27 protein-coding genes are annotated in these 25,159 nt (G+C 39.3%); 18 read left to right on the top strand and 9 right to left on the bottom strand.

Translation table 11 applies throughout. From position 1 onward, the window contains the following. Positions 1–20: 20 nt before the first annotated feature. On the bottom strand, positions 21–1,100 hold the full coding sequence (gene lptG, locus ACNART_RS14030) for an LPS export ABC transporter permease LptG (RefSeq protein ID WP_196533526.1): 1,080 nt from the start codon (positions 1,098–1,100) through the stop codon (positions 21–23). Beyond that, positions 1,100–2,197, bottom strand: coding sequence for an LPS export ABC transporter permease LptF (gene lptF / locus ACNART_RS14025; RefSeq protein WP_198620205.1), 1,098 nt, complete (start codon positions 2,195–2,197; stop codon positions 1,100–1,102). Before lptF ends, lptG begins: the two co-directional genes overlap by 1 nt. Before the next feature lie 286 nt (positions 2,198–2,483). On the opposite strand from lptF, the gene pepA reads away from it, so the two are divergent. From pepA to ACNART_RS13995, 6 genes are all read left to right on the top strand, one after another. After that, complete coding sequence (pepA, locus tag ACNART_RS14020; RefSeq protein ID WP_006535637.1) at positions 2,484–3,992, top strand: leucyl aminopeptidase; 1,509 nt, start codon at positions 2,484–2,486, stop codon at positions 3,990–3,992. 105 nt (positions 3,993–4,097) lie between these two features. Continuing rightward, positions 4,098–4,547, top strand: a complete 450-nt coding sequence (locus tag ACNART_RS14015) for a DNA polymerase III subunit chi (protein ID WP_023583544.1) — start codon at positions 4,098–4,100, stop codon at positions 4,545–4,547. A gap of 13 nt (positions 4,548–4,560) precedes the next feature. Further along, on the top strand, positions 4,561–7,449 hold the full coding sequence (locus tag ACNART_RS14010) for a valine--tRNA ligase (RefSeq protein ID WP_198626346.1): 2,889 nt from the start codon (positions 4,561–4,563) through the stop codon (positions 7,447–7,449). 376 nt (positions 7,450–7,825) lie between these two features. After that, positions 7,826–8,335: a GNAT family N-acetyltransferase gene (locus tag ACNART_RS14005; protein WP_198620261.1), complete on the top strand. Its 510-nt coding sequence runs from the start codon at positions 7,826–7,828 to the stop codon at positions 8,333–8,335. Between the two features lie 419 nt (positions 8,336–8,754). Next, complete coding sequence (locus ACNART_RS14000) at positions 8,755–8,922, top strand: YhfL family protein (RefSeq protein ID WP_036914671.1); 168 nt, start codon at positions 8,755–8,757, stop codon at positions 8,920–8,922. 363 nt (positions 8,923–9,285) lie between these two features. Next, complete coding sequence (locus tag ACNART_RS13995; RefSeq protein WP_368927610.1) at positions 9,286–10,155, top strand: pirin family protein; 870 nt, start codon at positions 9,286–9,288, stop codon at positions 10,153–10,155. Between the two features lie 109 nt (positions 10,156–10,264). On the opposite strand, the gene rraB is transcribed toward ACNART_RS13995, so the two are convergent. Beyond that, complete coding sequence (gene rraB / locus ACNART_RS13990) at positions 10,265–10,699, bottom strand: ribonuclease E inhibitor RraB (protein ID WP_088493956.1); 435 nt, start codon at positions 10,697–10,699, stop codon at positions 10,265–10,267. Positions 10,700–10,883: 184 nt separating this feature from the next. On the opposite strand from rraB, the gene argF reads away from it, so the two are divergent. The 9 genes from argF (at position 10,884) to ACNART_RS13945 (ending at position 18,071) form a co-directional block, all read left to right on the top strand. Continuing rightward, a complete protein-coding gene (gene argF / locus ACNART_RS13985; RefSeq protein ID WP_198620208.1) occupies positions 10,884–11,888 on the top strand; it encodes an ornithine carbamoyltransferase in 1,005 nt (334 codons plus the stop codon). Positions 11,889–12,066: 178 nt separating this feature from the next. Next, entirely contained in the window at positions 12,067–12,240 is a 174-nt protein-coding gene (locus ACNART_RS13980; RefSeq protein ID WP_162558370.1) for a hypothetical protein, read from the top strand. After that, positions 12,237–13,172, top strand: coding sequence for an aspartate carbamoyltransferase (pyrB, locus tag ACNART_RS13975; protein ID WP_109372663.1), 936 nt, complete (start codon positions 12,237–12,239; stop codon positions 13,170–13,172). The genes ACNART_RS13980 and pyrB overlap by 4 nt, the downstream gene beginning before the upstream one ends. A gap of 13 nt (positions 13,173–13,185) precedes the next feature. After that, a complete protein-coding gene (gene pyrI / locus ACNART_RS13970; RefSeq protein WP_109372664.1) occupies positions 13,186–13,644 on the top strand; it encodes an aspartate carbamoyltransferase regulatory subunit in 459 nt (152 codons plus the stop codon). A gap of 325 nt (positions 13,645–13,969) precedes the next feature. Further along, positions 13,970–14,356, top strand: a complete 387-nt coding sequence (locus ACNART_RS13965) for a RidA family protein (RefSeq protein WP_006535650.1) — start codon at positions 13,970–13,972, stop codon at positions 14,354–14,356. Positions 14,357–14,700: 344 nt separating this feature from the next. Further along, the gene (gene nrdD, locus ACNART_RS13960) at positions 14,701–16,839 is read left to right on the top strand and encodes an anaerobic ribonucleoside-triphosphate reductase (protein WP_198620209.1); all 2,139 of its coding nucleotides are present in this window, start codon (positions 14,701–14,703) and stop codon (positions 16,837–16,839) included. Between the two features lie 4 nt (positions 16,840–16,843). Beyond that, the gene (gene nrdG / locus ACNART_RS13955) at positions 16,844–17,308 is read left to right on the top strand and encodes an anaerobic ribonucleoside-triphosphate reductase-activating protein (protein WP_349443281.1); all 465 of its coding nucleotides are present in this window, start codon (positions 16,844–16,846) and stop codon (positions 17,306–17,308) included. Between the two features lie 31 nt (positions 17,309–17,339). Further along, positions 17,340–17,549, top strand: coding sequence for a hypothetical protein (locus ACNART_RS13950; RefSeq protein ID WP_023583554.1), 210 nt, complete (start codon positions 17,340–17,342; stop codon positions 17,547–17,549). A 159-nt stretch (positions 17,550–17,708) separates the two neighbouring features. Beyond that, entirely contained in the window at positions 17,709–18,071 is a 363-nt protein-coding gene (locus ACNART_RS13945) for a hypothetical protein (protein ID WP_232799445.1), read from the top strand. 26 nt (positions 18,072–18,097) lie between these two features. Here the strand turns inward: ACNART_RS13945 and ACNART_RS13940 are convergent, their stop codons facing one another. Together ACNART_RS13940 and ACNART_RS13935 are read right to left on the bottom strand one after the other, a co-directional pair. Beyond that, the gene (locus ACNART_RS13940; RefSeq protein ID WP_198626349.1) at positions 18,098–18,538 is read right to left on the bottom strand and encodes a YhbP family protein; all 441 of its coding nucleotides are present in this window, start codon (positions 18,536–18,538) and stop codon (positions 18,098–18,100) included. Positions 18,539–18,652: 114 nt separating this feature from the next. Beyond that, on the bottom strand, positions 18,653–18,904 hold the full coding sequence (locus ACNART_RS13935) for a YdgH/BhsA/McbA-like domain containing protein (RefSeq protein WP_075673608.1): 252 nt from the start codon (positions 18,902–18,904) through the stop codon (positions 18,653–18,655). Positions 18,905–19,190: 286 nt separating this feature from the next. On the opposite strand from ACNART_RS13935, the gene ACNART_RS13930 reads away from it, so the two are divergent. Further along, on the top strand, positions 19,191–19,475 hold the full coding sequence (locus ACNART_RS13930; RefSeq protein ID WP_109372668.1) for a GIY-YIG nuclease family protein: 285 nt from the start codon (positions 19,191–19,193) through the stop codon (positions 19,473–19,475). Between the two features lie 13 nt (positions 19,476–19,488). Here the strand turns inward: ACNART_RS13930 and ACNART_RS13925 are convergent, their stop codons facing one another. Both ACNART_RS13925 and ubiT read right to left on the bottom strand, forming a co-directional pair. Next, a complete protein-coding gene (locus ACNART_RS13925) occupies positions 19,489–19,992 on the bottom strand; it encodes a GNAT family N-acetyltransferase (protein WP_196533542.1) in 504 nt (167 codons plus the stop codon). Beyond that, a complete protein-coding gene (gene ubiT, locus ACNART_RS13920; protein ID WP_109372670.1) occupies positions 19,986–20,519 on the bottom strand; it encodes a ubiquinone anaerobic biosynthesis accessory factor UbiT in 534 nt (177 codons plus the stop codon). Before ubiT ends, ACNART_RS13925 begins: the two co-directional genes overlap by 7 nt. A gap of 216 nt (positions 20,520–20,735) precedes the next feature. On the opposite strand from ubiT, the gene ubiU reads away from it, so the two are divergent. Continuing rightward, the gene (gene ubiU, locus ACNART_RS13915) at positions 20,736–21,731 is read left to right on the top strand and encodes a ubiquinone anaerobic biosynthesis protein UbiU (protein WP_088493968.1); all 996 of its coding nucleotides are present in this window, start codon (positions 20,736–20,738) and stop codon (positions 21,729–21,731) included. Positions 21,732–21,744: 13 nt separating this feature from the next. Then, positions 21,745–22,623, top strand: a complete 879-nt coding sequence (locus ACNART_RS13910; protein ID WP_349443279.1) for a U32 family peptidase — start codon at positions 21,745–21,747, stop codon at positions 22,621–22,623. Between the two features lie 220 nt (positions 22,624–22,843). Here ACNART_RS13910 and ACNART_RS13905 read toward each other — a convergent pair whose 3' ends face one another. Both ACNART_RS13905 and ACNART_RS13900 read right to left on the bottom strand, forming a co-directional pair. After that, positions 22,844–24,007, bottom strand: a complete 1,164-nt coding sequence (locus tag ACNART_RS13905) for an ABC transporter permease (protein WP_196533589.1) — start codon at positions 24,005–24,007, stop codon at positions 22,844–22,846. After that, positions 24,007–25,152: an ABC transporter permease gene (locus ACNART_RS13900; protein WP_100157966.1), complete on the bottom strand. Its 1,146-nt coding sequence runs from the start codon at positions 25,150–25,152 to the stop codon at positions 24,007–24,009. Before ACNART_RS13900 ends, ACNART_RS13905 begins: the two co-directional genes overlap by 1 nt. Positions 25,153–25,159 lie beyond the last annotated feature (7 nt).

Here is a 25,159-nt window from a genome sequence, read left to right as displayed (position 1 = left end):
ATTTTTCAGTCTGATGTTATCTAGCGATTACGCTTCATCAATAACCATAAACTCAACGTTAAGAAGAGTATTCCCGGTACTAATGCGGCAATCACTGCGGGTATGCCATAAACCAAACTTAATCGTCCTGAAACTTCATTGACGATATAGAATAAGAAACCAAAAGAGATACCCGTTAAAACTCTTAATCCCATTGGTACAGTACGTAATGGGCCAAAAATAAATGACAATGCCATTAACATCATTACAGCAACAGAGATTGGAGCAAAGATTTTTTTCCAGAAATTCAGCTCATAGTTTGCTGACTCTTGCCCACTCTGTTTTAGATATTTAACGTACTGATAAAGCCCGCTGATCGATAATGCATCTGGATCTAACGCCACAACGCTTAATTTTTCTGGCGTTAATCGTGTTGGCCATTCAAGTGATACCTGTTTTTTACCTGTGATTTTTTGTGGATCAGTTAAATCTGACTGTTCAACTTGTTTCAACATCCACGTTTTTTTATTCACATCGTAGGTTGCACTTGATGCATAACGTACCGTTTCTAGTTTTCTATCATTATTAAAATCATAGAGTGTGATGCCTTGCATCTCATTTTGGCTCTTTATTCGGTTGATATGAATAAATTGATTGCCATCTTTAGCCCACATACCGCGGTTAGTCGAAACTAAAGAGTTACCCATGATTTTTTCGGCACGGTAGTTACGTGCGTACTGTTCACCTTGTGGTGCGCCCCATTCGCCAATCAGTACAGTTAATAGTACCAAGGGAATAGCGGTTTTCATTACCGAGCCTGCAATTTGCAAACGGGTAAATCCCGATGCTTGCATCACCACCAACTCACTACGCGTTGCTAATGCGCCTAATCCTAATAACGCACCAAGTAATGCCGCCATAGGAAAGAAAATCTGCACATCTTTAAGGATATTTAAAATGGCGTAAATACCCGCATCCAGTGTGGTGAAATCCCCTTGCCCTACTTTACGGAGTTGATCGACAAATTTGATAATGCCAGATAGTGAAACTAGCAAAAACAGTGTCATCAAAATCGACTGTAAAATAGTACGCCCGATATATCTATCTAGTACACCAAACATCAGGCAACTCCTTTCTTAAAGCGAGCGCGGAATTTACGCATAGGCAAGGTATCCCAAATATTCAATAAGATAGCCAAGGCAAGATAAGCACCATTAACACTCCACATTGCAATTAGAGGGTCCAGTTTTCCTTTTTCACCGTTAGAGTGCAATGAACTTTGTAGTAAGAAGAACACCAGATAAAGCAACATGGCAGGTAGCATACTTAATACGCGACCTTGACGTGGGTTTACCTCACTTAAAGGCACGACCATCACCGCCATAATGATAACAGAGAAAATCAAAGTTAAACGCCAATGGAATTCAGCGATAGACTCAGTTTCATTTGAATGCCAAAGTTCAGTCATCGTTTTTTGTTCTACACGATTACTGCTAATGGTAGATTCACGGTGCCCGATAACAGCTTGGTAATCATTAAAATCGGTAATACGAAAATCACGTAGCACAGCCGTACCTTCATAGCGAGTACCCTCACTTAATACAACTATCTGATTCCCGTTAGGTAATTCTTTGGTATAGCCTTTATCTGCCACCACGACAGAAGGACGTTGATCTTGTGTTGGACGCAACTGTGCAAGGAATACATCTTGGAATTGATTCCCTTTTACACTGCCAAGATAGAGCACCATATTGCGGTCACTGGACATTTTAAATTGCCCTTCCATCAATGCAGCTAAACTTGGGTTTGCTTTAGCATCCTCAAGGACTTGCTCTTGATGCACCGAAGACCAAGGAATAAGCCAAATGACATTTCCTGCGGCTAATGCGCTGGTGAGTAATGAAAGCAACAGTGCAGCTTGCACTAATGCTTTTTTACCTATTCCGCACGCATTCATGACGGTTATCTCACTTTCAACATAAAGTTTGCTGTAAGTCATCAGAAGCCCAAGAAAAAGGCTTAATGGAAGAATAAGCTGTGCCATCTCAGGAATTCCCAGCCACAGCAGAGAAATCACGAGGTTTGTAGGAATGTTACCTTCAACAGCAGCCCCTAAAATTTCAACCAGTTTCTGGCTAAAAAAGATAAGCATCAAAATAAATAAGATGGCTATCTGACTTTTAAGGGTTTCCCGAGCTAAATATCGAATTATAATCACGCTAGTTATGCCTGTGAAAACTTGTCTTTTTGCAGGAAAATCGCTAACTTCGTTGTATATCTATCATTTGTGCATCTCAGTTAGACATTCTTGCAGCCCAAATGATATCAAAACATGCTATAAACAGGTTCCCAATAAGAACAAGCTTATAAGTTAGCTAAATTAGTTGTGTTCAATTAATGCATTTAGCTTAACATAAAAAGTAAACTTTCTATGGGGTAGATTAATGCGGATCACTATTCTAAACGATACTTTCCGTTTTTGTCTTTAATATTCAGGAGAACGCATGGAGTTTAATGTAAAAAGCGGCAGCCCAGAGAAACAACGCAGCGCTTGTATTATCGTGGGGGTGTTTGAGCCTCGTCGTTTATCTCCGATCGCGGAGCAACTTGATAAAATCAGTGATGGCTATATCAGCGCCTTGTTACGCAGAGGTGAACTGGAAGGCAAAGTCGGACAATCATTGCTGTTACATCATGTACCAAATGTTCTCTCTGAGCGCGTTTTACTAATTGGTTGCGGTAAAGAGCGTGAATTGGATGAACGCCAGTATAAACAGATCATTCAAAAAACCATTAACACACTCAATGAAACTGGATCTATGGAAGCCGTATGCTTTCTGACTGAGTTACATGTTAAAGGTCGTAATAATTACTGGAAAGTGCGTCAAGCGGTTGAGACTGCAAAAGACTGCCTCTATACCTTTGATCAACTGAAAAGCAATAAGACAGAATTACGTCGCCCATTACGTAAGATGGTCTTTAATGTACCTACTCGTCGTGAACTACCAAGTGGTGAACGTGCAATTGCACACGGTTTAGCCATCGCATCAGGTATTAAAGCATGTAAAGATTTAGCTAACATGCCACCAAATATCTGTAATGCCGCTTATTTAGCATCTCAAGCTCGTCAACTAGCAGACTCATCTTCAAATGTTTCTACGCGTGTTATTGGCGAAGAACAAATGAAAGAGCTAAATATGAATGCTTACCTCGCAGTAGGACAAGGCTCTCAAAATGAATCTTTAATGTCGATTATCGAATATAAAGGCAATAAAGATCCTGAAGCTCGCCCAATTGTGTTAGTAGGTAAAGGGCTGACATTTGACTCGGGTGGTATTTCCATCAAGCCTGCTGATGGCATGGATGAGATGAAATACGACATGTGTGGTGCGGCAACGGTTTACGGTGTGATGCGTGTTGTTGCTGAACTCCAGTTACCAATCAATGTCATTGGTGTACTTGCGGGTTGCGAAAATATGCCGGGTGGAAAAGCGTATCGCCCAGGTGATATTTTAACAACCATGTCAGGACAAACCGTAGAAGTATTAAACACCGATGCTGAAGGTCGTTTAGTGCTGTGTGATACGTTAACTTATGTTGAGCGCTTTGAGCCTGAATTAGTTGTCGATATCGCTACATTAACAGGTGCTTGTATGGTGGCTTTAGGACATCACTACAGCGGATTAATGTCTAATCATAATCCATTAGCACATGAATTAATGAATGCATCAGAACAAGCAGGTGACCGCGCTTGGCGTTTACCATTAGGCGATGAGTTCTATGAACAAATCGAATCTAATTTTGCTGATTTAGCTAATACTGGTGGCCGTTTAGGTGGCGCAATTACTGCGGGTTGTTTCTTAGCGCGCTTTGCGACTAAATATAACTGGGCTCACTTGGATATTGCAGGCACAGCATGGCGTTCTGGTAAAGCAAAAGGCGCGACAGGCCGCCCTGTTTCTTTATTGTCTCAGTTCTTACTTAATCGCGCGGGTTTGAATAGCGACGAGTAATACCGCATAATTATCAGGGTTAAGGTATTACCCTATTATTATGGTAAATAGAGCAGACTCCAAGAAGGGTATTGCAACGCAATACCCTTCTGTTATCGGGATATCATGAAAAACGCCACGTTTTATTTAATGGAACACCCATCAATACACGATGATTTACAGGCTCATGAGTGGCTTGCCTGTCAACTTACCGCTGAACATTGGCGATTAGGCAAACGTATTTTGTTGGTTTGTGAGTCTCAAGCTCAAGCTGAATTGCTTGATGAGGCATTATGGGCAAGAGAACCTCATCAGTTTGTTCCTCATAATCTTGCAGGTGAAGGTCCTCGTTATGGCTCTCCTGTTGAATTATGTTGGCCAGGAAAACGTGGTAATGCACCTCGTGATCTCTTGATTAATTTGCAATCGCAATTCGTAGACTTTGCCACAGCTTTCCATGAAGTGATAGACTTTGTACCTATTGATGAACAATTGAAACAGTTGGCGCGTGAACGATATAAAATTTATCGTAGCGTCGGCTTTACTTTGACAATGGCTACGCCGCCAACCTATTGAATACGTAAAAAATATGGAAAATAAATCCGCACCGAAAGAGCCATCGCTCGACACAACATATAATCCAGCAGAGATTGAACAACCTCTGTATCAGCATTGGGAAAAAAATGGCTATTTCAAAGCCAATGGCGATACAACGAAAGAAAGCTTCTGTATCGTGATCCCACCGCCAAACGTCACAGGTAGCCTACATATGGGTCATGCTTTCCAGCAGACTATTATGGATACCATGATCCGTTATCAGCGTATGCAAGGTAAAAATACCTTATGGCAGTCAGGTACTGACCATGCGGGTATCGCAACGCAAATGGTTGTTGAGCGAAAAATTGCCGCTGAAGAAGGTAAAAATCGTCATGACTATGGTCGTGATGCATTTATCGACAAAATTTGGGAATGGAAAGCAGAATCAGGTGGTAACATTTCTAACCAAATGCGTCGTTTAGGTAACTCTGTTGATTGGGAACGTGAACGTTTCACAATGGATGAAGGGTTATCTAAAGCGGTTAAAGAAGCTTTTGTTCGCTTACATAAAGAAGATCTAATCTACCGTGGTAAACGCCTTGTAAACTGGGATCCTAAATTACACACAGCGATTTCTGATCTTGAAGTCGAAAACCGTGAAGTTAAAGGATCTATGTGGCATCTGCGTTATCCTTTAGCGGATGGGGCGAAAACAGCCGAAGGTAAAGACTACCTCATTGTTGCAACAACACGTCCTGAAACCATGTTAGGTGATACAGGTGTTGCTGTTAACCCAGAAGATCCTCGCTATAAAGATTTAATTGGTAAAGAAATTATTCTACCAATCGTTAACCGCCGTATCCCTATTTTAGCGGATGAACACGCTGATATGGAAAAAGGTACAGGTTGCGTAAAAATCACCCCTGCTCACGACTTTAATGACTATGAAGTTGGACGTCGTCATCAATTACCAATGATTAATATCATGGATTTTGACGGCAATATCCGTGTAAGCGCAGAAGTCTTAGACACCAATGGTGTTGAATCTGATGTTTATAGCACTGAAATTCCAGCAGCCTACCAAGGTATGGAACGCTTTGCTGCACGTAAAGCAATGGTCGCTGAATTTGAACGTCTAGGTTTATTAGAAGAGATCAAGCCTCACGATTTAACCGTACCTTACGGCGACCGTGGTGGTGTCGTTATCGAGCCTTTATTAACAGACCAATGGTATGTTCGCGCAGCACCTTTAGCGAAACCAGCAGTTGAAGCTGTTAAAAATGGCGATATCCAATTTGTACCAAAGCAGTACGAAAACATGTACTTCTCATGGATGAATGATATCCAAGATTGGTGTATTTCTCGTCAACTGTGGTGGGGTCACCGTATCCCAGCTTGGTATGATAATGAAGGCAACGTTTATGTTGGTCGTGACGAAGAAGAAGTTCGTCGTGAAAACAATATCGCAGCTGATGTTGCATTACGCCAAGATGATGACGTACTGGATACGTGGTTCTCATCGGCACTATGGACATTCTCAACATTAGGCTGGCCTGAAAATACTGAAGCACTGAAGACATTCCATCCAACGAATGTTTTAGTCAGTGGATTCGATATTATATTCTTCTGGATCGCTCGCATGATCATGATGACCATGCACTTTATCAAAGACGAAGACGGTAAACCGCAAGTGCCATTTAATACGGTTTACATGACAGGTCTTATTCGTGATGAAGAAGGCCAGAAGATGTCAAAATCTAAAGGTAACGTACTTGATCCTCTGGATATGATCGACGGTATTTCATTAGAGAACCTGTTAGAAAAACGTACTGGTAATATGATGCAGCCACAAATGGCTGAAAAAATTGCTAAACGTACTAGCAAAGAGTTCCCAGAAGGTATTGAAGCACACGGTACAGATGCCCTGCGCTTTACCTTAGCCGCGTTAGCCTCAACGGGTCGCGATATTAACTGGGATATGAAACGTCTATCTGGTTACCGTAACTTCTGTAACAAGCTGTGGAATGCAAGCCGCTTTGTGCTGATGAATACAGAAGATCAAGATTGTGGCTACCAAGGTGGTGAGATGACATTCTCACTGGCTGACCGTTGGATCTTAGCTGAATTTAACAATACCGTTAAAGCCTATCGTGAAGCGTTAGACAACTATCGTTTCGATATCGCTGCTGGTATTTTATATGAGTTCACTTGGAACCAATTCTGTGACTGGTATCTTGAGCTATCAAAACCTGCGGTACACAAAGGTAATGATGCACAAAAACGCGCAGCGCGTCATACACTGATTGAAGTGTTAGAAGGCTTACTGCGCCTTGCTCATCCAATTATTCCATTTATCACAGAGACAATCTGGCAACGTGTGAAGGAAGTGAAAGGCATCGAAGGTGAAACCATCATGCTACAAGCTTTCCCTGAATTCGATGCATCACTTGTTGATGAAGCTGCACTTAACGATCTTGAGTGGATCAAAGAAGTTATCGTTGCTGTACGTAATATCCGTGCTGAAATGAATATTGCCCCAGGTAAACCACTTGAAGTTATCTTACGTGGTGCCGACGACAATGCTAAACGTCGCGTTAGTGACAATATTGGTTTCTTAAAAGCAATGGGTCGTTTAGCGGATATTCGGCCATTAGCAGAAGGCGAAGAAGCGCCATTATCAGTTAATAAACTGGTTAACGGTGCAGAATTGCTGATCCCAATGGCGGGCTTTATCGATAAAGATGCGGAGCTTGCACGTTTAGATAAAGAGCTTGAAAAAGTAGAAAAAGATATCACAACTTTAGACAGCAAATTATCTAACGATGGCTTTGTTAGCCGTGCGCCAGAAGCGGTTGTTGCTAAAGAGCGTGAACGCTTAGCAACATGCTTAAGTGCAAAAGAAAAACTAATCGCACAAAAAATCTCTATCGCCTCTTTATAAGCATAGTCGCTTTAAAGACACTGAGATTAATAATAAAAACCCGCGTTTATCGCGGGTTTTGACTTAATATCATTCAGCTAAAAAATAAAACCATTTTTCACTTCATTTCTTGTTATTCTCGGTTCTATTCTCGTCAATCCGCCTTTCTCCCCCCTTATTTTCGCTTAAATTTAATCACTCACTAAAATATAACGCTAGAAATAAAGGGGATAAGTAAGCAAAGAAAAAGGGTTAACGGTTTACAAACACGCTTAATCAATTAAGATAGTTTTTGTAGCCATCCGCGCTACTTTCAATGAAGAAGTTCCTTTCCGGTGCTCTCTCAATAAATAATCAAAAAGTATTCTACTAATAAGTGAAAACGATGAGTGCAACTATGACTGCAACCCAAGCTATAACCTCAAATATTGTTATCCGAGCAATTGAAGAAAAAGACAACGCAGGTATTGCACGCGTTATTCGTGAAGTCTCCGCAGAGCACGGTTTAACTGCCGATAAAGGCTTTGCGGTTGCCGACCCAATTTTAGATACCCTTTATGAAGTTTATCATCAGCCTCGCAGTGCTTACTGGATTGTTGAGATGGATGGAGAAGTTGTTGGCGGCGGCGGTGTCGCACCACTTGCTGGAGGTGATGGCAATACTTGTGAATTACAAAAAATATACCTTTCATCCAAACTACGAGGCAAAGGTATTGCGAAAAAAATCGTTCTACAATCTCTTGAATTTGGTAAAGAGCAAGGCTTTAACCGTTGCTATTTAGAAACCACAGATATCTTAAAAGCGGCTGTCGGTTTATACGAAAAGCTAGGATTCGAATTTATTGATGAAGCATTAGGCAACACGGGACATAGTGATTGTGAGATCCGTATGGTGAAGCCACTTTAAGCGTTCTTGCTGTTCCCTAAGTAATACAATAAATAAAATAAGTTTTACTTTACCCGTATTTCTGATACGGGTTTTTATTGTCAAAAATAGCACCCATTAACACAAATTCTGTTTATCAAAATGATATAAATACAGTATATTTTATACTTATTCTCACAATTAATTTCTTAATTAATTATTATCAAAGTATTATTAATGAAATTCTTATCTTATATTTTATTAAAATCTACAAGTTTAATTTATTATTCATTTCACTCTAGATAACTCTATTTAACTTCTTAAATTAAATATCTCTTAGCTTCTATTTTATTTTAATTCTCCTTCTTTTTTATATTGCTATTTATCGCTAATTTAATATCTTTATGCAGATAAAGTCATGTGATGGCTTTTATAACTCTAAAATTTAAAAGGAATTTTTCATGAAAAACTTTGTTAAAATTGCACTTATTGCTTCTGTAATTACCGTAATGACTGGTTGTACTGGTAGCGTATACAATAAAGAAAAAGACTGTAACTACGACTACTTACTGCACCCAGCAGTTTCTATTTCTAAAATTATTGGCGGCTGTGGCGACACAAGCAAATAAGAACTAAGAAATAAACATATTAATAAACTGCATTCTGACTTATTGTTGCTAAGAAAGAATGTAGTTTTTTATTTTTCATTTCTTGAAAAGAAATGAAAAAAAATTAAATCTATTACACTAAAAACTATTTATTCAATTATTTAAATATAGCCTATTTATTATTTCTATTTTCTTTATTACATCTCTTTTATTTCTATCTATTAAAATCATTCATTTTTTTTGAACACCATCAACAAATTCCCCCTATTTTGTTCATCTCGCGAACACTTTATGATCAGCTTCATTAAGAAATCGCGATAATCTGTATTACCTCCTTCTGTGTCTTGGTTATTGCGGTTTCTTTCCTTAACTCGGAGAACAATCATGACTATCAGACAGATTAATCATATTTATTCGGCGCCAAATTCACACTGGGTAGGTAATGGCTTTCCAGTCAGCACCTTATTTTCCTATCAGGAAAATGGTGAAAAACATAGCCCGTTTCTGCTGATGGATTATGCCGAGCCAACACTATTTAAGCCTGTTACTAATGCCCGTGGTGTAGGAGCGCATCCTCATCGTGGATTTGAAACCGTGACAATCGCTTATCAAGGCGAAGTTTCTCATCATGACTCTAAAGGTCATGCTGGAACCATCGGCGCAGGTGATGTGCAATGGATGACTGCTGCTTCTGGCATTTTGCATAAAGAGTATCACTCTGAAAAAATGACCAAAGAAGGCGGTGTATTGGAAATGGTGCAACTTTGGGTGAATCTGCCGACAGCGTACAAAATGACACAGCCTCGTTATCAGGCGCTAAAAGCAGAGGATATCCCTCATGTTGAATTACCTGATGGTCAGGGTTATGTCAGAGTCATTGCGGGTGATTATGCCAATATCCAAGGTGCTGCAATGACCTATTCACCACTGAATGTGTGGGATCTGCATTTAAATCACGCAGGTGTTTCACATTACAGTATTCCCGAAGGCCATAATGCAATGCTGTTTGTAGTAAAAGGTGCGGTACATATCAATGACAGTGAAATAGCACGCCAACATGACATGGTCGTGTTAGATAATCATGGCGATACGCTGACATTAGAATCAATGGGTGACACCCTTGTTTTAATTCTAACAGGTGAGCCGATTAATGAGCCGATTGCTGGACAAGGACCTTTTGTGATGAATACGCAAGAAGAGTTACAACAAGCTTTTGATGATTATGACAATGGTAGATTTGGGGTGATGAACTAATCGCTCGATCTTAAAACCAATAACACCAGTCACAAAGTAATTATTTTGTGGCTGGTGCTATTATTTTGCACTGATAAATCAGGTACAAAAGGACAACATTTAGCAAAAATTAATGTAAGCGAGATGACTTATCAGACTCTTCTTCTTCGTCATCTTCGTCTTCACCTTCTTCATCATCATACTCTGCGTCAGGATCTTCAAAATAAGTCCCCCAACCATCGTAATAGACACCCATTTTTTCAGCTAAATTCATTAATTGCTCAACTTGGGCATCAATAAGTTCAGCATTCAAACCACTTTCACTCACAGCATCAAAACAAACTAGGATCTCACCTGATTCGACTTCAATTTCCTCAGGCTCAGTCACTTCATAACCTAACTTAAAGACTTCAACTGCTGCTTTTTCTAGTGTTTCAAAGTTTTCACAAGAAATATGGTGCTCAATGGCATACAGTGCGTCAGGATCACTGCCATCTTCCAGTAACTCTTCAATAATAAGACGTGTTTCTTCACGTTGTTCTGCTAACTCTTTGCTGTCCGCCATAATCATGCTCCGCAATAGTCTGAAAAGGTATCTCGTTCATTCTCCCACAGGCAGGATCAACACTCCATACTTAATATGATGCCCTTATCGCAGACTGTTTAAATTAAAAGTTTTGCCTTAGGGGTTGATGATGAATATTTATTAATATAAATTGAATATAAATTCAATAACAGGATATCACTCTATGAACCCTTTTTATCAAAAATCATTCTTACGTTTGCTTGATTTTTCACCTGTGGAAATTCAGCAACTGCTTACACTGTCAACGCAATTGAAAAAAGCCAAAAAATCAGGTCAAGAAACTCAATATCTTACTGGAAAAAATATCGCACTGATTTTTGAAAAAGACTCAACACGTACCCGTTGTGCATTTGAAGTTGCTGCATTTGATCAAGGCGCAAGAGTGACTTATTTAGGAGGAGGAAGCCAAATTGGGCATAAAGAATCGATAAAAGATACCGCTCGAGTATTAGGTCGTATGTATGATGGTATTCAGTATCGGGGTTACGGGCAAAAAACGGTAGATGCACTTGCACAATATTCAGGTGTACCTGTTTGGAATGGTTTAACCAATGAATTTCACCCAACACAGCTACTAGCAGATTTACTCACTATCACTGAACATCAAACTAAACCGTTATCAGAAACTGTGTTTGCTTACCTTGGTGACGCTCGTAATAACATGGGAAATACCATGCTGGAAGCGGCAGCATTAACAGGTATGGATTTACGTTTAGTTGCCCCTAAAGCATGTTGGCCTGAAGCAGGTTTAGTTGCTCAATGCCAAGAAATTGCAACAAAAAATGGTGGAAAAATCACACTCACTGAAAATGTCGCTGAAGGCGTTAAAAATGCAGATTTTCTTTACACTGACGTGTGGGTTTCTATGGGTGAACCGAAAGAGGTTTGGAAAGAGCGTATTGCTTTACTCAAGCCTTATCAGGTCAATATGGATGTTATAAAATTAACTGGAAATACAGATGTTAAATTCCTTCACTGTTTACCCGCTTTTCATGATGAAGAAACAACGATGGGTAAAGCATTAGCTGAAGAATTTAACCTATATGGTGGTTTTGAAGTCACTGATGAGGTTTTTGAATCAAAACACAGCATTGTGTTTGATGAAGCAGAAAATCGTCTTCACACCATAAAAGCAGTGATGGTCGCTACCCTTGCAAATCCTTTCTAAAATACATAATCATGCAAAACACCTATTTTTTATTTATCAAAAAATAGGTGTTTTCTTTGTTTTATCCCAAGCTTATTGATTTTTAAATCAAAAAAAAATTTTTAGAAAAAAACAAAAGCAAACGCTTGCGTGCAAATCTAAGATGCGTATAATGCGCCACAATTTGTCAGGAGGAAAGATGAAACAGCGCCTATTCCAATTTGTTACTAAAACAAGCACCTTAACTGGTCGCAAGCGCATTCTCTTTTTTCCAATAGCCCAATTTTTTAAAACCCCTCTTATTGAGGGGTTTTTTTTGGCCTGTAAAAAACCACTTATCGCACAATTCATCGCTAAAGGAGAACTCAAATGACTAATCCGCTCTACCAAAAGCATATTATCTCCATCAATGATCTGGACAGGGAAGATTTGGAAGCTGTTCTTCACGTTGCTAATAAATTAAAACAGCAACCTAATAACGAATTGTTAAAAGATAAAGTGATTGCGAGTTGCTTTTTTGAAGCATCAACACGTACTCGCCTATCATTTGAAACTGCGATTCATCGCCTAGGCGCATCTGTTGTCGGTTTTTCTGATGGAAGCAACACTTCACTGGGTAAAAAAGGTGAAACTTTAGCGGATACCATTTCGGTTCTTCGCACTTATGCTGATGCCATTGTTATTCGCCATCCTCAAGAAGGTGCAGCGCGTTTAGCTTCTGAGTTTGCTGGCGATATTCCAGTACTTAATGCGGGTGATGGCGCAAACCAACATCCAACACAAACTTTACTGGATTTGTTTACCATTCAAGAGACACAGGGTCGTTTAGATAATCTTAATATCGCGATGGTCGGTGACTTAAAATATGGCAGAACAGTTCACTCACTAGCACAAGCATTAGCGAAATTTAAAGGTAATCATCTCTATTTTATCGCCCCTAAAGTACTCGCTATGCCAGAGCATATTCTTCACTTACTGGAAGAGAATGGTGTTGAATATAGCCAGCATGAAACAGTAGATGAAGTCATGCCTGAGCTGGATATTCTCTATATGACTCGTGTACAGAAAGAGCGTTTAGATCCATCTGAGTATGCGAATGTGAAAGCACAATTTATCTTAACCAGTGCAGATCTTGTGAATGTGAAAGATAACCTCAAGATCCTACACCCACTGCCACGTATTGATGAAATCACTACTGATGTAGATAAAACACCTTACGCTTACTACTTCCAACAAGCGGGCAATGGTATCTACGCACGCCAGGCATTACTTGCCTTAGTTCTGAATAAAAACTTAGTTCTTTAATAAGGAGCACACCATGACACATGATCACAAACTAAAAGTTGAAGCTATCAAACGTGGGACTGTTATTGATCATATTCCAGCGCAGGTGGGCTTTAAAATTCTTTCACTGTTTCGTTTAACTGAAACTGATGAAAGAATAACAGTGGGTTTTAATTTACCTTCAGAAAATTTAGGTAAAAAAGACTTAATTAAAATTGAGAATGTCTTTTTAACCCCAGAACAAGCAAACCGTTTAGCAATGTATGCACCGCAAGCAACGGTAAATATTATCGATGATTATCAAGTGATTAATAAGATGGCATTAAGCTTACCTGAATTACTTGAAGATGTGGTGCCTTGCCCGAACAGCAACTGTATTAGCCATAACGAGCCAGTACAAAGTAGTTTCCGTGTGAAAAAACTGGCCTCAGATGTTGTATTAACCTGCAAATACTGTGAAAAAGAGTTCGAACGCCATGCGGTAATTCGTTAATTCTTTTAACTATCTGCTCGAAAGGGCAGATAGTTTTTTTATAAAAAAAGAATAATTATCTCTTAAAAGCCCCAAGACTATTTTTACTAAAAATAGAAATAGTTTATTTCCTCTTTTTTATAAAAAATATTACTACAATTTCACTATTTTTATGGACTAAAAGTAGCGTCAAGATGCAGTATAACTCTACATTCATTTTCTTTTTACACTGACAAACTTTATGATAAAGCCTGACATCTGTCATATTGCTAACCTAAAGCACTGGCTATAATAGCGCCACACTAATCGAATGTTAGCGTTAATCTTATAAAAACAGGAGTTCTACATGTCTTACGAAATTAATACCGATAAAGCCCCTGCAGCAATCGGCCCTTATGTACAAGGTGTTGATTTAGGTAACTTAGTGATCACTTCAGGTCAATTACCTGTTGATCCTGCAACCGGTGAATTTGTTTCTGATAATGCTGCAGAGCAAGCTCGTCAATCTTTAGAAAACGTAAAAGCAATCATTGAAAAAGCGGGTTTAACCGTTGCTAACATCATCAAGACTACTGTTTTCGTAAAAGATTTAAATGATTTTGGTACAATCAATGCGGCTTATGAAGCGTTCTTTAAAGAGCATAATGCCGCATTCCCAGCTCGCTCATGTGTTGAAGTTGCACGTTTACCAAAAGATGCAAAAGTAGAAATCGAAGTTATCGCTATCCGTTAATTTCGTCTCAATAATGAGTCATAAAAAAGCAAAGGTCTCTTAATGAGCACTTTGCTTTTTTTATGTTCTCACTTTTTGATGAATAATTTATCACTTCTATTTTTGGCACATATTTACAATTCGGCTAATCCCTCTTGATACCTGACGTAGCAAAAATACCTTGATATAGATCAGTTTTAATGAAGATTATTTCCCTTCCAATAACTATATATTGTGCTTTAATACATACCGACCTACAACATATAGTAATTATACACATCTTATCCACAATAAGCCTGAATGCTGTGCCATCACCTGTTTTTATGGGATTTGAGCCTGTGGATAAATAGTTAAGGAGCAAGATTGTGAAAACCATAGTGATAAAACGAGACGGATGTAAAGTCTCTTTTGACCAAACCCGCATCAGCGATGCTATCAAAAGAGCCGCCGTAGCTTGTGAGATCACTGATGATGATTATTGCGATTCTGTCGCGCAATCCGTTTCACAATCTCTCGCAGGACGTTCGAATGTCGATATCCGTGAGATCCAAGACGCCGTAGAAAATCAGCTGATGGCTGGCGAACATAAAGATGTCGCCAGAGCCTACATTGAATACCGTCATGACCGAGATGTTGCTCGTGAGCAACGTGGAAGACTAACTCAGGAAATCCGAGGTCTTATCGAACAAAGTGATGTCTCTATTCTTCATGAAAATGCGAATAAAGACAGTAAGGTTATCCCTACCCAGCGTGATTTACTTGCGGGTATTGTGGCTAAACATTACGCAAAATTGCATATCCTGCCAAGAGATGTGGTACTCGCTCATGAGCGTGGTGAAATTCATTATCATGATCTCGATTATTCACCGTTTTTCCCTATGTTTAACTGTATGCTAATTGACCTTAAAGGCATGTTAAACAATGGCTTTAAAATGGGAAATGCAGAAATAGAACCCCCTAAATCTATTTCAACAGCAACAGCAGTAACTGCACAAATTATCGCACAAGTGGCAAGCCATATTTATGGCGGTACAACGATAAATCGTATCGATGAAGTATTAGCACCATTTGTAAAAGCAAGTTATGACAAACACTATAAAGTGGCAGAAGAATGGCAAATTGCTGACAAAGAAGCCTATGCCACTGCACGCACTGAAAAAGAGTGTTACGACGCATTCCAATCTTTAGAGTATGAAGTCAATACGCTGCATACGGCTAATGGACAAACCCCATTTGTCACTTTTGGCTTTGGTCTTGGTACATCAAAAGAAGCGCGTTTAATTCAACGCTCTATTCTTGAAAACCGTATGGCAGGTTTAGGTAAAAACCGTAAAACGGCTGTTTTCCCTAAACTCGTTTTTGCCATTAAAGATGGCTTAAACCATAAGTTTGGTGATCCTAATTACGATATAAAACAACTTGCTCTTGAATGCGCAAGTAAACGCATGTATCCCGATATCTTAAATTACGATCAAGTTGTGAAAGTGACGGGATCATTTAAAACTCCAATGGGTTGCCGTAGTTTCTTAGGTGTTTACGAAGAAAATGGCGAAATGATCCACGAGGGGCGTAATAACTTAGGCGTTATCAGCCTGAATCTACCGCGTATTGCTATTGAAGCTCAAGGTGATGAAGCGACATTCTGGTCACTACTTGATGACCGCCTTGAATTAGCGAAAAAAGCACTGATGACACGTATTGCTCGTTTAGAAAACGTCAAAGCGCGTGTTGCCCCTATCCTTTATATGGAAGGTGCTTGCGGTGTTCGCTTGAAAGCAGATGATAATGTGGCTGAAATCTTTAAAAATGGTAGAGCCTCAATTTCTCTTGGTTATATTGGTGTTCATGAAACCATTAATGCACTGTTTGGTACTCAAAAACACGTTTTTGACGACGAAACCTTAAGAGAAAAAGCGGTAGCGATTATTAATCGTCTACGTGAAGCCACAGATCAATGGAAAGCTGAAACAGGTTATGGCTTTAGCCTTTATAGCACACCAAGCGAAAACTTATGTGACCGTTTCTGTCGTTTAGATGCCGCAGAGTTCGGTATTCTTCCTGGTGTTACCGACAAAGGTTATTATACCAACAGCTTCCACTTAGATGTTGAGAAAAAAGTAAACCCATACGACAAACTGGATTTTGAAGCGCCTTATCCTCCATTAGCAAGTGGCGGTTTTATCTGCTATGGCGAATATCCAAACTTACAGCATAACCTTAAAGCGTTAGAGGATGTGTGGGACTATAGCTATACCCGAGTTCCTTACTATGGAACAAACACTCCAATAGACGAATGTTACGACTGTGGTTATACCGGTGAATTCTCTTGCACCAGTAAAGGCTTTACTTGCCCGCGTTGTGGTAATCACAACCCTGCTAGAGTCTCTGTTATTCGCCGTGTGTGTGGATATTTAGGTAGCCCCGATTCACGTCCATTTAATGCGGGTAAACAGGAAGAAGTTAAACGTCGAGTTAAACATCTGGCAAATGGTCAGTTAGGCTAACAGAGTGAATTATCATCAATACTATCCTGTTGATGTGGTAAATGGTCCTGGTACTCGTTGCACCCTGTTTGTTGCAGGGTGCATACACCAATGCCGCGGCTGTTATAACCAATCAACGTGGTCATTAACGTCGGGCAAGCCGTTTACACAAGAAGTGGAAGATCAGATCATTGCTGATCTCCAAGACAGTCGGATTAAACGACAAGGATTATCACTTTCAGGTGGAGATCCACTACACCCTCAAAATCTTTCTGCTATATTAAAATTGGTAAAACGCGTTAAAACGGAATGCCCTGAGAAAGATATTTGGGTTTGGACTGGCTACTTACTGGCTGACTTAACCCCAGAGCAGCAAGAAGTCGTTAACTTTATTAACGTACTGATTGATGGGAAGTTCGTACAAGAACTTTATGATCCCGCATTACTGTGGCGTGGTAGTAGTAATCAGGTGATCCATAAATTGAAGTAATACACATTGAATTAAATTAACTGGAGGATGTATGCCTTTAAGTGATAATAAATATGTAAGCTTTTCTGAAGATCATGAACTGAACTACCATTTAAAAAAATGGGGTAAAAAGCAGTCTAAAGCGAATCGAGAACAACTCGTGAAGCTAGGCACCGAATTGAAAAAGAAACTTGGTGCTAAACATCTCCAGCATACTGAAATAGATGCTGAGATAGAAAAAAATCTTTCATCATTCGAGTAATCCCTAAAAGCCCATTTATATAATGGGCTTTTTTCTTACCATTCTTACTTAATCACTCCTGTTATCAAATGCGAATCATTTTCAAAAAAGATGGTAAAAGTGATTAGTTTTGTTTTATTATTAACTCTCTTGACTATTCTTTTTATGATGATATTTGATATGAAATTAGCGCTCTTCCCTTTATTTTCAATGATTTTACTTTCGGGTTGCAGTAGTACTTGGGAACCCAAAGGCGCATCAGATTACACATTACAAGAAGCAAAGCTAATTTGTGATCTCGATGCCAATACTCGTTACCCTATCCGCAAAGAAGTGCTACAACGTACTGTTTATCGTGATGTACAAAGAACGTGTCGTAAAGATGATAAAGACCATTGTGGTGATAAAAAAACCTACACTGAACGCGTACCAATGACAGAAAGTTATGTTGAGGACATTAATCAAGAAGACAGAAGAACCTTCTATACTTCATGTATGTCTTTAAAAGGGTGGGAACAGAAAAATCATTATTTTTGGGAATAAAAGAAATTTGAGAAAAAATAATCAGCTTAATCACGTTGCCAATACAGCTTAGTCCCAAAACCTAACTGATTATTGACCATCTTAATTTCTTGTAATTGTAATTCCCATAAAGGCACATGGATGGCGGCTAATGCGACAGGAAAGCGTAAACAGTAATGTTTTCTTGCGTGGATGTCGTCCTTACCTGCCAGTAAAGCAACAGAACCCGTGAATTGAATACCTTGTAGATCGGATACTGCAATTTCTTGCGTACTAATACTTCCTGCAACTAATAAATTTTCCTGCATCATTTGAGCATGACGCGTTTTCTTTTCAGAAAGAAAAACAAGCCTCATCTGGCTTTCATCGAACCAATAAAAACAATTTGCACACCAAACATCACCTAATGAACGAGTTGTACATAAGGTAAACACATGGTTATCTCGAATGTATTGTTTAATTATTTTGATCGAGTCTAAAGAAGACATAATACACCTGTATAGATACAAAAAGAGACGCTGTTTAGCTGATAATTATATCATCAAAACGAGCGTCTTACCGCGTGTCTCTTATTACAGGTTATTTATCGAAAATAATTAAAATTAACGATAAATTTCAGCATTTACAGTGAGGTAATCGTCACCTGTTGCGCCAACAACTTTAAAGCCTTTTGCACCTTCATCTTTTGCAATTTGAGCAATTTTAGTGGTTAAACCATCTAAAGTATCGCTACCTGTGATTGTGATATACTCACCATTAACAGAAGGGCTTTTTGATACGCTATCAGATGCGATCGAACCGAATGAAATAGCACTTAAAGCTAATGTTGCAGCGATTAATGTAGATTTTTTCATAATAAACTCCAATTAAATTCTAATTTTGTTAGGTATCGCGGAGTGTCTCTCTGTGATATGGATCATACTATGCGCTTTAATTTAACTTTAAAATTAGCAATAATTGCTGTTCATTTTCAAAAAAATTGAATGTCATTTTATAAATAACAAAGCATTCTGTCACAAATATTTCACAACATATTGATATATCTAATAGATTTCATTTTGATAAAACGATAAATTACTCAATTCAAAAATTAAGAAATATTATTTATCAAAAAAAAAGTAGCACGAAAAGGAAAAAATGATGGCTGATACAGTGTGGTCACTCTATATTGTCAGAAATCGTCTTGGCTATCTTTATACAGGGATAACGACAAACGTTGAGCGACGCTTTACTCAACACCAGAATGGAACCGGCGCTAAAGCACTGAAAGGAAAAGGACCTTTATTATTAGAGTTTCATTGCCAAATAGGCTCTCGGCAACGTGCTTCTCAACTGGAATACCAATTAAAACAATTGAAGAAAACGCAAAAAGAAAAGCTGATCAAAGACCAGCCTTCAGACATTGCGTTGTATTTAACACGATAGACAATCTGTTCGATTAAACCTCATCAAATAATGGCGAGAAATTCACTAAACCATGAATATTTTCAACATTACCATTATCGAGAGCATAGAACTGAAATGCCTCTTCGGTGTCAGGCCATTTGCAATGTAACCCTTGTGATTTTGCAGGAATAAAGCCTGATTTTTGATAGTACTCTGGCTCACCTAATACCACCACGGCGCCATAACCAAATTCATTTAGGCTATCTAACCCTTCATTAATCAGTTGGCGTCCAATACCTTGGTTCTGGAAATCAGGTGCAACAGCAAGAGGCGCAAGCCCTACCCATTGGCAATCGACACCATCAACATCAACGGGTGTAAAGCCAATGTAACCCATAACGTGGCCTTCATCATCGACTGCGACCATACCTAATGTCAGCAGTCCCTCTTCTCGTAAATGTCCCACTAAATCAGCTTCTGCACCTGTAGGAAACGCTTGACGTAAAAGGTTATCAATAGCTGGAATATCAACGGGAATTTCAACACGTATTAGCATGAAGTTGAGCTCAGTTCATGGCTGTGTAGAGTGTCTTCGGTTTCTTCTTGAAGCCCACTTTTTACAAACTCAGCCAGTTGTAATAAACCAAAACGCAACACAGATGGCATTGAGTCTAATTCAATTGCGTCCATCAGGTTCTTAACATATAACCCGAGTTCTGTATCACCCTCAATTTGTAGACGGCGTTGGAAAAATAAGGTGTCAGGATCTTCTTTGCGCGCAGCAATTAAAATAAGATCATTTGCATTTCCACTAAAGCTGACATCTTCTTTTTCTAAGCGACTGACCACTAATTTATCATCACAAACACTGATAAACCACTGTAAATGTAAGTCTCTTATCTCAACTTTTAGCCATTTATTTTCTAGAAAGTGCAAATCGCCTTCCGCTAAAGATTCACGAAATTGCCAGCTTAAAAACTGTTCTAAAATATCGCGTTGCAGAGCAAATGGGGTAACTTGTAAAGGGTAACGTAAAAAACGAGGTCCCTCTTTAACCAAATGGGTACGAATTTTGTTAAACACGTTCGGACTCCTATAAATAAAATTACGGGCTATTGTGCCAGATATAGACAGATATTCTGCGATCCTATATCAATATTCGGTTAATCCGTTGCTCACATTTTGTGTTCTTTGATTTTACTTAAGCAAAAAACGAAGTTCTCTGCCCTAAATCAAAACCTTTTTTTATCCTGCTCATTACAATTTCTGATCATTCTTAATTTCTAAAGGGAAGTGAAGATGGAATTGCTGTGCCCAGCGGGTAATTTACCTGCCTTAAAAGCGGCCATAGATAATGGTGCGGATGCCGTTTATATCGGCTTAAAAGATGATACTAATGCAAGACATTTTGCTGGTTTAAATTTCACAGAAAAGAAGTTACAAGAAGCGGTTAATTATGTTCATCGCCACCAGCGAAAATTGCATATTGCAATAAACACCTTTGCTCACCCTGATGGATTTGAACGCTGGCAAAAAGCCGTTGATATGGCGGCATCTTTAGGGGCTGATGCTCTTATCTTGGCGGATATCGCCATGTTAGAGTACGCTGCAGAGCGTTATCCTCATATTGAACGTCATGTTTCAGTACAAGCCTCAGCAACCAATACACAAGCTATTGAGTTTTATCAACGTAACTTCGATGTGGCTCGTATTGTTCTTCCTCGTGTTCTATCTATTCATCAAGTCAAACAATTAGCACAAACTAGCCCTGTACCTTTAGAAGTTTTTGCCTTTGGCAGTTTATGTATTATGGCTGAAGGTAGATGCTATCTCTCTTCTTATTTAACAGGTGAATCGCCAAATACGGTAGGTGCTTGCTCTCCTGCACGTTTTGTACGTTGGCAACAAACACCACAAGGGATGGAATCTCGCCTTAATGATGTCTTGATAGACCGCTATTCACCTGATGAAAATGCAGGCTACCCAACACTGTGTAAAGGTCGCTATTTTGTTGATGATCACTGTTATCACGCATTAGAAGAGCCTACGAGCCTCAATACTCTTTCACTCTTACCTGAATTAATGGCGATGAATATTGCGTCAGTTAAAATTGAAGGTCGTCAACGTAGCCCTGCCTATGTGACAGAAGTGGCGAGAGTTTGGCGTGCAGCCATTGATCAATGTAAGAAAGATCCTCAAGGTTTTAGTACTAATCCACGTTGGATGAACGCGCTAGGAAAGATTTCAGAAGGAACACAAACAACACTGGGTGCTTATCACCGTAAATGGCAATAATAAGGATACGAAAATGAAATATGCATTAGGATCTGTACTTTATTATTGGCAAAAAGAGACACTTGAAGCGTTCTACGAAAAAGCAAAACAATGCGACGCTGATATTATTTATTTAGGCGAAACAGTTTGCAGTAAACGCCGAGAAACCAAACCTCAAGATTGGATAAACCTCGCCAAAGAAGTCGCTAAAAGTGGCAAACAAGTGGTTCTTTCTACCTTAGCGTTATTACAAGCACCTTCTGAATTGAAAGAAATTGCTAAGCTGGTTGATAACGGTGAGTTTTTAGTTGAAGCACATGATTTTGGCGTGATTAATATGCTTTACGAGCGCAATCTTCCTTTTGTTGCAGGCCACGGGCTTAACTGCTACAACGCTTATGCACTACGTTTGTTGCATAAACAAGGCATGATGCGTTGGTGTATGCCTGTTGAGCTTTCTCGCGAGTGGTTAAATAATCTTTTAAATCAATGTGAAAAATTAGGCATTCGCAATAAGTTTGAAGTTGAAGTATTGGCTTATGGGCATCTTCCTCTCGCTTATTCAGCACGTTGTTTTACTGCGCGTTCTGAAAATCGCTCTAAAGATGATTGTGAAACCTGTTGTCAAAAATACCCTCAAGGCCGTGAAGTATTATCACAAGAAAATCAGCGAGTGTTTGTGCTTAATGGCATTCAAACACAAAGTGGTTATTGCTATAACTTGGGTAACGATCAAGCTTCAATGGCAGGTTTAGTGGATATTATTCGCCTTTCACCTGAATCTGACGCTATTTTTGATACCTTGCAACAATTTCGCCAAAATGAGCAAGGTCAACAACCTCTTACAACGATTCATCATCATGACTGTAATGGTTATTGGCGTAAGTTGGCAGGATTGGAATTGGTGAATTAAAGATATATGATACACTTAACAAAACATTTATAGATCAATTAAATCATTATGGATGTGGTGTAAGCGGTATTATTCCTTGGAGTTACCACGGTCTTTCATTAATAGATATTTCAAAATGGGAACCAAGAAAATTATCAATGGATTGTTGCCACCACATAGTAAATATTATTAGTAAAGATAAGATCTACAATATTGATAAATAAAAGCCCTTAAGGGCTTTTTATTTTGACTCACCACGATGATGTAACCAATGCTTAAACTGATGCGTAATATGTCTTAACTCACCATTACGTAGCATACCCACCAGCACACCTAATACCGTATAAATCACACCTAAAACGAGCATCATCACGATATCACCCAATATACTTTGGAATGACAGCCCCATTTGGTTGATTCCCGCCATGGCGTTTACAGCCCATGTAGAAGGTAATGCAGATGAAATGGCAAATACCCAATCTGGCATTGCTTGTAATGGCCAGATTGTGCCAGAAATATAGAACACTGGTGTTGTCACAAAGGCTAGTGTCAGATAAATCATCTCAACACTGCGTAAGCATTCTGTAATTAACTTACCTAACCCTAAGACCGCCAATAAGAATGGGAAAGTCAGCATCCAAATCTGGTAAAGCGGCGCTTCCTGGCGGTAACCCAATACCCACGGCCACAATGCAAAGAATACCGCAGATAAAAATAACCAAATCGGAATAAGTGCAGATAATGCCCCTAGATAAACCGCTAAAGGTGGCTTTCCTTTCGGGGTACTTCTCACCGCGATACTGACGCGGACACAAGCTATTAGAAGTGAGTGCTGTAATAGCATCACTAATAAGCCAGGGAAAATAATCGCAGCAAAACTTACCCCAGGGTTATACATCGCAATGGTTTCGCCTTGAATAGGCTTTAATAGGATTTTTGATTGTTCAACACTAAAGCCTGCATTTCTCAAAATACGTCCATTGTAAGCATCTAATAACTGCTGATAAGCCAACATCAACTCTTGTTGAATTTGCCCGCTAGCCAGACGGTTTGTCGCATCACCAAATACAGGCACAGTAACATCTTTACCATTGAGTAGTTTTTTCTCAAAATCGGTTGGAACAATAATAATGGCAAATAACTCTCGCATAATCATATCGTGGCGGGCTTCATCTAAATTATCGTAATTCTTGATGCTTAATTTTGGTGTGGAGTTTAATGCGCGGATCAGTGAATAACTTGCGGGACTGTGATCTTGATTGATAACAGCCACAGGAAGATCCCACAGTACAGGCTTGGCATAAACCAAACTCATAATGCACAGAGAAACAATAAGTAACATCCACATGGGTTTTTCTAACATACCCAATAGAACACGCTTGAAGGTTTGGAAATACATTTGCATCATGCAACACCTACCTGTAATTCCAATCGTTTAAAAATACGTTTACGAACTAAAAAGGCGATAGCAAAAGGATAAATCAGCAAAAGTGAACACACATATAAAATGCCTTGTAGTGATACTTCTCTTAAGAAAATATCAAACATCGCATTTAAGGCGTGCGTTAATGGTTCTAAGTTAGAGATGATCCTTGCAGGCAATATCATCGAAAGCTCGGGCACAGCCATGCCTGAAAATGCCAATGCGATACTCACCAACATACCTATCATACTGTATGCCGTTATCGCACTATTGGTAAACGCAAAGAGCAGCAACCCCACACTTTGAGCTGCAATAATATAGAAGAATCCCACTAACACCATGTATAGCGGATTACCGTTCACCTTTGCCCCTGAAAAATGCACTAATGCCGCGAGTTCGACAATTAATAAGGTTAAGAAAAACAGCGTATAAGGTGTAAGCTTCCCAATAAGCGCAAAAGTAAAAGGCTTAATATTCAGGAGCATATTTCCTCGTGACAAAGAATAAATAGTACAAGTCACGACGAACAGTTGGAGCATATGGATCGTAGCCGCAAATTGCTGGTAATAAATATAACTCCCGCTGGCATTAAACAAACTGTCATAAGAGAGCGTAACTTTTGCCAATGGTGGAACGGGCTTATTCATCTCTTGCGCTAAAACAGTGCGATATTGCGCATTAAGCTCTGCAATGAGTCCGCTAAAGTCCTGAATCGCATAACTCCCCGCCGCATAATACAATCCGTTGTAATACATCCGTGTGGTCGGTTGCTTTCCTGCTAATACCTTACTTTCAAAGTGTCGAGGGATGGTCAGTATCGCGTAATCTTTTGCGCTACCTAATCGCTCCATTGCTGTGCGAGGATTACCATCTAGCGTATTTAATTGCGCATGAGAGCCTGCATTTAGGTCTCTTATCAGGGTCCTTGATAATGGACTATTGTCATTATTAATCACGGAAACAGGCAAGTTCAGCAATGTGCCTTCAGAAAAGTTAGCACTAATTAACGTAAACAACATCAATGGAAACAGCCAGCTTAGCCAGTGAAAAACGGGGCTACGAACTGCCATATGAGTTTCTCGTGAAAATGCGCTACTAAAGCCACGCCAAGCTGCCTTTACTCTCATTATTCGT

This window comes from Proteus sp. LHD240705, assembly GCF_047921555.1.
Taxonomy (GTDB): domain Bacteria; phylum Pseudomonadota; class Gammaproteobacteria; order Enterobacterales; family Enterobacteriaceae; genus Proteus.
Note: the sequence above shows the minus strand (reverse complement) of the source record. Positions and strands in the feature narration are given on the sequence as shown.